Genomic DNA, 11,405 nt, shown 5'->3' with positions numbered 1-11,405 from the left:
TATTGAATTAGACGCCATATCGTTTCAAAAGGTTTCGGAATGAAATCCAAGAACCTTAGTCTGCATTGGGATCCACGTTAAAGGATACGGCGCGGAGCGGGGTAAACGTGGAGATCGCATGCTTGTAAATCATCTGCTGCTTGCCTTCGCTGTCCACGATGATCGTAAAATTATCGAACGCTTTGATGATTCCGCGGATTTGGAAGCCATTGGTCAAATATACGGTGACCGGGATGTTTTCTTTGCGGAGCTGGTTAAGGAAATTGTCTTGAATGTTGATGGACTTGTTCATGAGTGTGAACCCCCTTCAAAGTTTGAGAACACCGTTATATATCAACCGGACCTTTCAGCGGATAAGCATGCTATCCATTATATTCCGTGCCTCATGCAAACTTTCCTGCTATTATAGCATGAAAACTTTGTAAAAGCGCCGGAAAATTTGGCTCGGCGGGAACCTCCAGCCATTCGATATCCTTCATGTGGCGGAACCAGGACAGCTGCCGCTTGGCGAAGTGGCGCGTGTTCTTCTTCAACAGCTCCACGGCCGCACCGTACTCCAGCTCGCCCTCCAGATAAGCGGCGATCTCCTTATAGCCCAGCCCCTGCATCGAGATGTACTGCCTGCCGATTCCCCGGTCCAGAAGACTCCGGACCTCGGCAACAAGCCCCGCTTCCAGCATGGCGTCGATTCGGTCTTCAATACGTTTATATAAAATTTCACGATCCGTTGTCAACCCGACGATACACAGGTCATAAGGGGACTCCCGCGTCTGCTCCGACAAGAGCTCCGACAAGGTTCGACCCGTGGTGTGGTGCACCTCCAGCGCCCGGATGACCCGCCGGGTATCCCTCGGATGCAGCTTGTCCGCGCTTCTCGGGTCAACGGCTCTCAGCTTCTCATGAAGGGCTTCTTCCCCGCGCTCCTCCACGAAACGACGCTGTTCTTCACGGAACGACTCATCCGAACCGGCCTCACTGAACCGAAAATCATAACAAAAGGATTCGATATAGAGGCCGGTTCCCCCCACGATAAAGGGCAGATTTCCCCGTCCGCGGATCTCAGCGATCAGCGTGCGTACCCGGTTTTGAAACTCGGCAGCGGAGAACGGATACGTCGGCTCGCAGATATCGATCATGTGATGCGGAACTCCCTGCATCTCCTCGGGTGCAATCTTGGCGGTGCCGATATCCATGCCCCGGTACACCTGCATGGAGTCCCCGGAGATGATCTCACAGCCATAGGCTTTGGCTGCCTCGATGCTCAGCCTGGTCTTACCGACGGCGGTCGGCCCGATCAGCACGAGAAGGGGCGGCTTCGAGGAGGCGCTGCTGTGACGGTTCATGCTTCGATCACCCCGTATGCGATTTTGGTATGGGGACGAAGCAGCATCCGGAAACCCAGACGCTCGAATTCCCCGCTTTCCCGGTGCTCCTTCATTACGACCTTCCGGCGGGCGACCCTTCGGGCCTCCTCCACCGCTTCAGGACGCAGGGCCCCGTGGTTGGCGATGGTCTTGAGCGGGGCGATGGCGTTCGTATCGTCGATGGTCTGCCGGAACATGGGATCGAAATAGACCACATCGCAGCTCTTGTCGGGCTGCTGAAGCAGGAAGTCCAGATGGTCCGATTGAACGACCTCGATCCGCCGCATGGCCGCATCCAGCACGTCCAAGCCCGAGATATAAGATTGGAGCCCATCCTCGAGGATCAAGGCCACCAGCGGCTCGCTCTCTACGGAGACGACGGCCCCCCCGCCACCCGCCGCATAGGAGAACAGAATGGATTCGGAGCCGAGACCGGCGGTGCAGTCGAGGATCCGGTCCCCGGGCTGGATCTCCGCGGTTTCCAAGAGCGCATCCGGTTCTCCCCGAAGGATCCGCTTCAGACGCACCTGCGCCGAGCTGGGGTGGAAGAAGAAGGGCTGGGCCGCTCCCTCGGGGAAATACCGAAGCCCCTGGGTGGTGGCCACCAGAATATCCTGAGCTCCGTAGGTTCGCTGGAGCCGGGGCAGCGATGACTGCCTCCGCTGGACGAGACGGCAGGACAGCCGCCGGGAGAGGCGCTCCGCCAGCTCGAATTCCGCCGGAGTGGGATGGTAAGAGGTGGTGACAAACATATCATTTTCCATTCCTTGCTGTTCTAATATCCAAACGTAACCATTATATAGCAATCCCGGACGAATTGCGAATATGGCGGAATACTGGGGGTGACAGGCCTCCCGGGCTCAAGAAAAAAAGACTGCTCTATCGTATGTGCGTCTTCTTGCACATTCGATAAAGCAGTCTTCAGTTGAGGGTTACATCACCCGCTTGAACATCTTCTCCAGCTCATAGGTCGAAAAGCTGACCACGATCGGACGTCCGTGGGGACAGGTATACGGGATGCGGCAGGCTGCCAAACGGTCCAGCAGCGCCTCCATCTCCACCTTGGTCAAGCCTTGGTTCGCCTTGATCGAAGCCTTGCAGGAGCACAGCGTCGACGATTTTTCACGCAGCTTGGACAGGTCGATGGCCTTCTTCTCGGCCAGCACCCATTCGGTCATCTCGTCGATGATCTCCTTCTCCTCCCCCTTGGGCAGCCAGTGCGGATAAGCCCGTACCAGGAAGGTATTCCCCCCGAAGGATTCCATATAGACCCCCACCTGCTCCAGGTAGCTAAGGCGTGTCTTCAGAAGCTCCGCTTCCGCCGGCGTCAGCTCCAGGGTCAGCGGCACCAGCAGCTCCTGGCTGGCTTCATGGGGCTTGCCGAACAGCTCGTAGTAATACTCGTAGTTAATCCGCTCATGCGCCGCATGCTGGTCGATCAGGTACAGACCCTCCCCATTCTGGGCCACGATATAGGTGCCGTGCAGCTGTCCGATGGGATCCAACTGGGGGAAGCGTGGCAGCCGGGGCGCAGAGGCGGACGGATCCGGCTCTAGGGCGTCCAGCATCTTCTTGACGGCTCCGGGCGGCACGGTCTGCTGCTGGCTCTGTGGCTCGTAACTGCGGCCATTCGTTCCTCCAGCCGGACGGTCCCGGTACGATGCCGGAGCCGGGGTGGAAGACGATCTGTTCGCGTATGCGGCGTCCATGGATGGCCGGTCAACCGGACGGGTAAACGGTGCCGTCTCTCTCTCTGGTTGGGGCTCCCGCTGCTCCGGACGTGCCGGGAAGGTACCCTGTTCAGTCACAGTCGCTGAAGAATCGAGCGTTTCCGGTTCGGAGGAACGTGCTGGTATGGGCGTGCCTCCCTCGGCTCCCGGGGCTTCAGCAAGGGCCATAGGCTCCACAGCGGCAGGGGACGGCGGCAGGGATGGAGACGAAGCTCCAGATTCCGGGGGTCTTGGCGGCATCTCCCAAGTCCCCTGCCCCGGCGCCTGGCCGGGCCGGTAGAGCTCCAGCTGCTCCTGAACCACCGCCGGCTTGGCTGCCGTCGGACGGCCGCCCTGCGGGATCAGCGTTCCCCGGGTCAGAGCCGCCTTGGCCGTGCGTTCCAGAAGCTCCACAAGCTCCGCTTCCTTGCTGAACCGGACCTCCAGCTTGGAAGGGTGAACGTTGACGTCCAAGAGCGTCGGATCCATCTCGATATGGAGCACCGCCACCGGGTACCGGTTCAGCGGCAGCAGCGTGTGGTAAGCCTTGAGCAGCGCTTGCGCCAGCACGAAGTTGCGGATGTACCGGCCGTTGATGACCGTGGAGATTCCCGCCCGGTTCGAACGGGTCTGCTCCGGCTTCGAGATGTAGCCGGTGATCTTGTAATCGAGGGTCTCGCCGGAGACCGGGAGCATCATTTTGGCCAATCCGGTGCCGTAGATGCCTGCGACGACCTGCAGCAGGTCCCCGTTCCCCAGCGTCTGAACCAGGGTGGTTCCGTTATGCTTCAGCGTGAAGGCGATCCCGGGGTGGGAGAGCGCCAGACGGTACATGTAATCCGAGACATGGCCGAGCTCCGTCTGGATGGTCTTCATATACTTCAGCCGGGCCGGCGTGTTGAAGAACAGCTCCTTGACCCGGATGTCGGTGCCCTTGGGGGCGGCGGTGTCTTCCAGCGCCTTGACGGACCCTCCCTCGATGGCGAGTCTGCGTCCCAGACCGCTGTTATCTTGGGCGGAGACGCATTCGACCTTGGCCACCGCCGCGATACTGGGCAGCGCCTCGCCCCGGAAGCCCAAGGTCCGGATCTGGAACAGATCCTTGCCCGTCGCGATCTTGCTGGTTGCGTGGCGTTGGAAGGCCCGCTCCAGATCGTCCGGCGCAATGCCGGAGCCGTTGTCCGAGATGCGGATCAGGTTCAATCCGCCCTCCTCCACCGTAACGTCGATCCGGGTGCTGCCGGCGTCAATGGCATTCTCGACCAGCTCCTTCACGACGGAGGAAGGCCGCTCCACCACTTCGCCGGCGGCGATCTGGTTGGCTATGTGGTCGTCCAGAACACGGATGACGCCCATTTATTTCCCTCCTTGTCCCGCAGTCAGCTCCAGCTTGTCCAGTGTGCCGGCGGCGGTGAAGGTCGGGAAGAACTGCTCGAAGGCCTCGGCATCGAGATACATCAGGTCATGGTCCATCTTCGCGTTGCCCAGCGCTTCGGAGAACTGCGCCCCTGCAGCCGCGGAAGCGTTCTTGATCTCCACGGTGAAGCTCTCCGGCCGCCACAAGGTTTCCGCCCCGATCATAGCTCCCAGGACTCTCGAATGGATGTAGACATGTCCGTTCTCCTCGAAGGCCGGCAGACCGTCATCCACTTTCACGCCGTTGACGCTGATGGAGGAACGAGTTTTGTCCAGTCGGAATTCGGACACTCCCGCCTTGCGCAGCACGGTGAAGAGCTGGTTCAAGTCGCCGTTCAGCTGCAAATCCGGCTGGATTCCCACCTTGTTCACCGGGTGCCAGTTCGGCGTGAAGTATTCCTCCACCGTCAGCTTCAGAGACGATCCGTCGGCGAATGCGAACAGCTGTTGGACGCTGCCTTTGCCATACGTGCGTGTTCCCGCAACCTGAGCCGCCCCGTGATCCTGAAGGGCGCCCGCCAGCACCTCCGAGGCGCTGGCGCTGTTCTCGTTAACCAGCACATAGACCGGAACACTCTGCTTCTCGCCTGACAGAATCTCGATCGGCTCGTCCGTTCCGGCGCGGTCCTTCGTATGGATGACCGTCCCCTTTGGAATAAAGTTTGCTGCGATCCGGGCTGCGGAATCCAGCACGCCGCCCGGGTTGTCCCGAAGGTCCAGAACCAGGGCATGGAAGCCCGGCATCCCTTTTAGCGCTTCTAGTTGGGCTTCGAACAACTCGTCGGAGTCCGAAGAGAAGCTGTACAGCTTCATATACCCGACTCCACCGCCAAACAGATGGCTCTCCAGCACCGGCAGCTGAATCTCGCGCCGCGTCACGGTGACGGTGCGCTCTTCACCGCTCCTGCGGATCTTCAGCTCCACCTTCGTATCCGCCTTGCCCATGATAAAGCTTGCTGCGTCCGAGGTGGTCTTGCCCGACAGGTCATGGCCATCGGCTGCCAGAATGTAATCCCCGACAGCCAGCTCGGCCTCTTCGGCAGGTGATCCCTTGAAGGTGTCCGCGATATAGATGCCATTCGCGTCCGTGCCGATCGTGACCCCGATCCCAATATAGTTGCGGGCTAGCTGGCTCTGGAAGCCGGCGTAATCCTCCGGGCTCATATATACGGTGTAAGGATCCTTGACCGACTCCACCATCGACTTGATGGAGTCCTTCGCAAGCTGATCCTCCGTAATCCCGCTGACGTGCAAGCCGGTGAGCAGCTTAAGCACCTGCTCCTTCTTCTCGGCGGTTTCGCCAGAATCTGCGGCGTATACCGGAAGCGCCGTTGCCGCGACCAGAACCGCCATCAAAGCAGCGGCAGCGGTCCCCTTCTTCCAAAAAGGGACGCGGTTGTCCGGTTGTTGTCTGTTCATGTCTTCTTCTCCCTTCGGAATGCGGCGCGGATTAACGGTCCAGCTTCCGCTTCAGCTCATAGAGCAAATTCATAGCAGCCAACGGGGTCATGTTGATCAGATCCGCCGCCTTCAGCTCCTCCAGGACGGCAGAGGACTGGGCGTCGGCCTTGCGCTTGGCCTTCTCCGACGGAGATGGCCGGTCGGCATCTTCGAACAGACTTAATTGAACGGCAGGTGTCTTCGCTTCCGCATCCGCAGCAGAAACGGCGGCTGACGCTTCTCTTGAAACCGCTGCTTCCAAGTCGGCCTCCGCCTCGCGCTGCATCCAGGCTTGTCGGCGTTCGAGCGCCATCGGCTGGTGTGCGGGCCGCTCTGCGGTTCCGCCATCCGGCTCTCTCTCCGCAGCCACCGCCGCCTCCACCGAAGCGGTCCGCTCCTCGAAAGCGCCCAGCAGCTGGTAAGCCCGCCGGATGATGGTGTCGGGCAAGCCAGCGATCTGCGCGCAGTAGATACCGTAGCTGGTGCTGGCGGCGCCGCGGATCAGCTTCCGCAGGAAGGTGACCTGCTCGCCGCTTTCCTTGACCGCCATGCAGTAGTTTTTGAGCCCGGGGAGGCTGTCCTCCAGATGGGCCAATTCATGGAAGTGGGTGGATACCAGGGTCTTGCAGCCCACTTTGTCGTGCATGTATTCGATGACCGCTTGGGCGATGGACATGCCCTCCCCGGTGGAGGTCCCCCGCCCAAGCTCGTCGATGATGACGAGACTCCGCCGGGTGGCCTTCTCCGTCATGACCTGGATATCCATCATCTCCACCATGAAGGTGCTCTGCCCGCCGATCAGATCGTCCGCGGCGCCGATGCGGGTGAAGATCCGGTCGATCAGCGGAATCACGGCTTCTTCGGCAGGGACGAAGCAGCCGATCTGCGCCATGATGCAGAGAATGGCTACCTGGCGCATATAGGTGCTCTTGCCGGCCATATTAGGTCCAGTGATCAGGAGCATGGAGCCGTCCGACTCCGTCATGACGGAATCATTGGAGATGAAGGTTCCGTCCTTCATCACCGCTTCCACCACCGGATGGCGGCCCTGCACGATCCGCAGATCGTACCCCTCGGTCAGAACTGGGCGGGTGAACCGGCTTCTCGCACTGACCGTGGCCATGGATTGGAACGCGTCCACGGCCGCCACCACCTCCGCCAGCTTCTGTAGACGATGGATCTGGCCAGCGATCCGGTCCCTAAGCTCGGAGAAGAGACCGTACTCGATGTCCACCATCTTCTCCTCGGCCTCCAGGATCAGCGCTTCCTTCTCCTTCAGCTCCGGGGTGATGAAGCGCTCCGCATTGGCCAGCGTCTGCTTGCGCTCGTACAAGCCCTCCGGCAGAGAGCCCAGATTGGCCCGCGTAATTTCGATATAATAGCCGAATACTTTATTGTAGCCGATCTTCAGGGACCGGATGCCGGTGCGCTCCCGCTCCTTCTGCTCCAGCTCGGCGATCCATTGCTTGCCGTTCTGGTTGGCGGTCTTCAACTGGTCCAGCCGCTCGTGATAACCGGTCCGGATCATGCCGCCGTCCCGGACGGACACGGGGGGCTCGTCCACGACGGCCGCTTCGATCCACTCCCGCACGTCCCCGCAATCGTCCATACCTGCCGCCAGCGCGGCCAAGGACTCCGAGCCCGACGCCTGGCAGATCTCCCGGACATCGGGGATCTGAGCCAGCGATACCTTCAGCGCGTTCAGATCCCGGGCGTTGGCGCTTCCGTAAGAAACCCGCGCCACCAGACGCTCCAGATCATAGACCTCCCGAAGCCGGGATCGCAGGTCTTCCCGGACGATCAATTGATGATAGAGCCGGTCCACGGCCTCCAGACGCTCCTCGATCCGCACCTTGTCCATCAGGGGCTTCTCAATCCAGCGGCGAAGCAGCCGGCTGCCCATGGAGGTGACCGTCTCATCCAGCAGCCACAGCAGGGAGCCTTTCTTGGAACGGTCACGGACCGTCTCCGTCAGCTCAAGGTTCCTCCGGGTGAACGGATCCATGGTCATGTATTGGGCCGGCTTGTACAGCCGGATCTTGGTCATATGCCCCAAGGAACGCTTCTGGGTCTCGCTCAGGTACGCCAACAGTCGGGACACGGGCCCCCGGGATACCGGGTCCAGCTTGTCCAGCTCCTCCGGCCCGTACTGCCGCTGCAGCAGCTCCTCGTTCCCGTTCTCCCAGACGGTCAGAACCGGGGGCTTGGCCATGGCCGCAAGGGGATCCCGCACCTCCGCGATCAGTCCCGAAGCGGCCACGAATTCGGCCGGGGCATAGACGGACAGCTCGTCCAAGAGCAGCTCCAGCGAGTCCAGCCGGGCGGCGTACAGCTCGCCGGTGCTGATGTCGCAGACGGCGAAGCCGACTCCGCCCGGTCCCCGGACCGCGCAGGCGATGTAGTTATTGGCATTCTCGGCCAGCAGCTTGCCGTCCATCAGCGTACCGGGCGTGACGATCCGGACGATCTCGCGCCGGACGACGCCCTTGGCCTCCGCCGGATCCTCCACCTGCTCGCAGATGGCTACCTTGAAGCCCTTCTCTATCAATCTCGCAATATAGTTCTCGGCAGAATGGTAGGGGACCCCGCACATAGGGATCCGCTCCTCCATTCCGCCCTCTCTTCCGGTCAACGTGATCTCGAGCTCCCGGGATGCGTTCACCGCGTCCTCGAAGAACATTTCATAGAAATCCCCGAGCCTGAAAAACAGGAACGCATCGGGCACCTGCGCCTTTACGGCCAGATATTGCTCCATCATCGGCGTGTACTTGGCCATGTCCAACCTCCATGCGGCTATCAAACAGTCTTTCTATTATAGCACGAATGGTAGGCTCATGGCTTCTCCGCCATGAAACGGCGGGATTTTCCACGGAATGCGGAAATCGGCCTGCTCATCCCAGCCCTCGAGCCGGAAGAGACGGTCCCGGAGGGCGTCCAACGGCCCCCGGTACTCCCTGTAAGCGGGCAGCCGCTCCAGGTCCGGCCAGAGGCTGCGGACGACCGGAAGCAGCTCCGCCTTGTCGCTGCTGTAGTAAGCCCGCTGCACATCCGCCGCGTCCAAGGGGCGGGCCGGAAGCTCCCGGTAATGCAGCGCTACGGCGCGCACCAGGGCGAACACCGCCAAAGCCAGCTGCGGCGTAGACAGCCAGCTGGGCAGGGAGCGGTATTCGAAGCCGCCATGACGCTTGCGACGGCAGTCGCCCAGGAAGCCATAGCGGGGCCTGCGCCGGCCGGCGGCCTGGCCTTCGGCCAGCACCAGCGGCAGCGCCACGTAGTTGTCCAGCGCCCGGAGCAGGCGCTCGTTCAGCCAGACGCCGCTGACATGGACGTGGCCCCCGATGGGCAGTCCCTTGGCCGGCATGCTGCCGGCCAGCCAGGCCAGGCTGTCGTCGCCGATAAGCGCCGCAGCCTGCCGCATGGTCCGGTACAGCTCCCGGACCAGCTCCGGCGGGCTGGCGCAGGGCTTGGGCCGCAGCTCCGCCAGCGGGTGGATCACCTTGCTGCGGGAGAGGACCACCGCATCGCAGCCGACAGCGCCCTCCTTCTCCAGATACCGGGAGGCGCTGACGAAATGCCCGTCGGGACGCCGAAGCACGAACTCCGGGTCCGCCCCCAGCAGCACCGGCCGGCGCGCAGCGGGATCCCCCTCGGGCCAGCCGCTTCCATGTGCGCTCCCGTTATCGTCCGCTTCCATAGCGGCGTCCGATGTCGGCCGCTTCACCCGAAGCGTCCCCTCGGGGACCGGCTTTGTCGCCGCGCCGGCGCTCGGATGCGGCGCCGGATCCGCCTGCGGCCGCCGCCGGATCGTCCCCTCCGGCACCGGTCCGTCCAGCACGTCGCCTGCGTCAGAAGCGCCCTGCTTCACCGGGGCCGGCCTGGTTCCGCTTGGCTTCTTCGTTATGGCACCCTCCTGCCGGTCCGCTGCCAGCCGCTCCTCCGCGTAGCGGTTGATGGCCTCGGCGAAGAGCTCCGCCAGCCGGTCGTCCAACGCCGGGGCAGAGTCCGCCTCCAAGAGCACCGTGCCGCCCTTCTGGTCGACACCGACCCTCACCAGCGCCGTGCTCAGTCCGAGCGAATAGACGGCGCGGACCGCATCCCGCTTCGCGCGGCGGACATGGTAGGCCGTCTGCTGTTCCGCGTCCAGCTCGTCGTAGCGGGCATCGCTGGCAGGTCCGCTGACGGTCCTGCTGGCAGCGGTACCCGATGTCGTCCTTCGCCCAGAATCCAGCGGACGCTTGTTGCCTTGGGATCGTCCTCGACCTGCGCGGGACTCATCACGTCCCAATTCTGCAGAAACAACGGACATTCCCGCGCTCCAGCCTCCCGCACGGGGCATCACCAGCGCCGGCGGCCGATTCTTGGCCCAGACGCCAAGCGCTTCCTGTTGGAAGACGGGGATCCGGTATTCCTGGATCAGCTCCCCCTCCGCTTCGGTCCGGAGACCGTTCAGCCGCCAGATTTCCCGGACGGACTTGGCGTGCTTGGCGCGAAGCAGATTTTTGACCGGATTGAGCACATAAGCCTCCTCCGGATCACGGGCGGGGATCCCCCACTGGAGCACGGCGTCGTCCTTCCCCGCCCCCGCGGCGGACTCCCCGCAGGGCACCTTCAGGAACAGCGGCAAAAGCCCCGTCCGGCTCCCTCTCCCCAACAGCACATAGACTCCCATACCTGCACTTCCTTCCGAACCGCAGAAATAGGTACAAAAAAGAGGGCGTACGCCCCCATCCGAATCGCTCTATGCGGCATATGATGAACTATCCCCCAAAAGAGGCGCATGCGTGCGGCAGGCATAAGGCCGGCTTCAGGGGAAGCTCAGACAACCAGACCGGAGAAGCTCCGGTCAGTTGTCCTCGTCGAGAAGCTCCGGATCCAGCTCCTCGAAATCACCGTCGTCTCCGCCGTCGAAGTCCAGGTTCTTGTCGTCGAAGTCGTCGCAGCCGTTCGGGCAGACCACGACGCACACCTTGGTCTCGGCGATCATCTCCACGCGGAACTCGCGCTCCACGCGGATCAGTACTCCGTCGCCGCCGGTCGATACGGCAGCCTCGATACAATTCGGTTCCTGCGTCGCAACCGCAGAAACCTCCGCCGTGGAGCCCCTATGTTTTTTATCCAGATAGGATAAAGGAACAACATCAACATAGGATACGGTTTCTTTGGCTACGTCGGTTTTGGTGTTCTTGTCGTAAGAGTACCAAATGTTGATATCGTAAGTACCGATGACCTCCACGCTTTCTCCGGATTTCTCTGCTTCGTATTGGTTGTTGATAATCCAGGCGCCGAGGATGCTCGTGGGAGCATGAGGCGGAATTACGGTATGGCTCACTTGACTAAACTTACGTCCTTTGCCGCATACAGCCTTCGTAATGATCTCTCTGCATTGCAGATCTCTATCTGTATAAATGGACATCCTTTCAACCTCCTCCATACAATCATTCAATGTAATTGTATGCAGGACATTCGTCTAGAGTGA

The 11,405-nt window shown here is 61.4% G+C and carries 8 protein-coding genes; all 8 read right to left on the bottom strand.

Annotated features, from left to right (window positions below; all coding sequences use genetic code 11):
- Positions 1-55: 55 nt before the first annotated feature.
- The 8 genes from hfq to ACSEXW_RS08715 all read right to left on the bottom strand — a co-directional run bounded on the left by hfq (position 56) and on the right by ACSEXW_RS08715 (position 11,342).
- A complete protein-coding gene (hfq, locus tag ACSEXW_RS08750) occupies positions 56-292 on the bottom strand; it encodes an RNA chaperone Hfq (protein WP_438445748.1) in 237 nt (78 codons plus the stop codon).
- Between the two features lie 91 nt (positions 293-383).
- Positions 384-1,343, bottom strand: coding sequence for a tRNA (adenosine(37)-N6)-dimethylallyltransferase MiaA (miaA, locus tag ACSEXW_RS08745; RefSeq protein WP_438445747.1), 960 nt, complete (start codon positions 1,341-1,343; stop codon positions 384-386).
- Positions 1,340-2,116, bottom strand: a complete 777-nt coding sequence (locus tag ACSEXW_RS08740; RefSeq protein ID WP_438445746.1) for a class I SAM-dependent methyltransferase — start codon at positions 2,114-2,116, stop codon at positions 1,340-1,342. The genes miaA and ACSEXW_RS08740 overlap by 4 nt, the downstream gene beginning before the upstream one ends.
- 180 nt (positions 2,117-2,296) lie before the next feature.
- The gene (gene mutL / locus ACSEXW_RS08735) at positions 2,297-4,429 is read right to left on the bottom strand and encodes a DNA mismatch repair endonuclease MutL (RefSeq protein ID WP_438445745.1); all 2,133 of its coding nucleotides are present in this window, start codon (positions 4,427-4,429) and stop codon (positions 2,297-2,299) included.
- Positions 4,430-5,908, bottom strand: a complete 1,479-nt coding sequence (locus ACSEXW_RS08730) for a S41 family peptidase (protein WP_438445744.1) — start codon at positions 5,906-5,908, stop codon at positions 4,430-4,432.
- A gap of 31 nt (positions 5,909-5,939) precedes the next feature.
- A complete protein-coding gene (gene mutS, locus ACSEXW_RS08725) occupies positions 5,940-8,705 on the bottom strand; it encodes a DNA mismatch repair protein MutS (protein ID WP_438445743.1) in 2,766 nt (921 codons plus the stop codon).
- Between the two features lie 36 nt (positions 8,706-8,741).
- A complete protein-coding gene (locus ACSEXW_RS08720; protein WP_438445742.1) occupies positions 8,742-10,598 on the bottom strand; it encodes a putative amidoligase domain-containing protein in 1,857 nt (618 codons plus the stop codon).
- Positions 10,599-10,772: 174 nt separating this feature from the next.
- Positions 10,773-11,342 carry an outer spore coat protein CotE gene (locus ACSEXW_RS08715; protein WP_438445741.1) on the bottom strand — a complete coding sequence of 190 codons (570 nt, stop codon included), beginning with the start codon at positions 11,340-11,342 and terminating at the stop codon, positions 10,773-10,775.
- Positions 11,343-11,405: the final 63 nt, after the last annotated feature.

Source organism: Oryzibacillus soli (assembly GCF_051594765.1).
Lineage (GTDB): Bacteria > Bacillota > Bacilli > Paenibacillales > NBRC-103111 > Paenibacillus_AR.
Note: the sequence above shows the minus strand (reverse complement) of the source record. Positions and strands in the feature narration are given on the sequence as shown.

Coding starts and splice junctions, on each gene's coding strand:
- hfq (WP_438445748.1), bottom strand. CDS start 292: ATGAACAAGTCCATCAACATTCAAGACAATTTCCTTAACCAGCTCCGC.
- miaA (WP_438445747.1), bottom strand. CDS start 1,343: ATGAACCGTCACAGCAGCGCCTCCTCGAAGCCGCCCCTTCTCGTGCTG.
- ACSEXW_RS08740 (WP_438445746.1), bottom strand. CDS start 2,116: ATGTTTGTCACCACCTCTTACCATCCCACTCCGGCGGAATTCGAGCTG.
- mutL (WP_438445745.1), bottom strand. CDS start 4,429: ATGGGCGTCATCCGTGTTCTGGACGACCACATAGCCAACCAGATCGCC.
- ACSEXW_RS08730 (WP_438445744.1), bottom strand. CDS start 5,908: ATGAACAGACAACAACCGGACAACCGCGTCCCTTTTTGGAAGAAGGGG.
- mutS (WP_438445743.1), bottom strand. CDS start 8,705: ATGGCCAAGTACACGCCGATGATGGAGCAATATCTGGCCGTAAAGGCG.
- ACSEXW_RS08720 (WP_438445742.1), bottom strand. CDS start 10,598: ATGGGAGTCTATGTGCTGTTGGGGAGAGGGAGCCGGACGGGGCTTTTG.
- ACSEXW_RS08715 (WP_438445741.1), bottom strand. CDS start 11,342: ATGTCCATTTATACAGATAGAGATCTGCAATGCAGAGAGATCATTACG.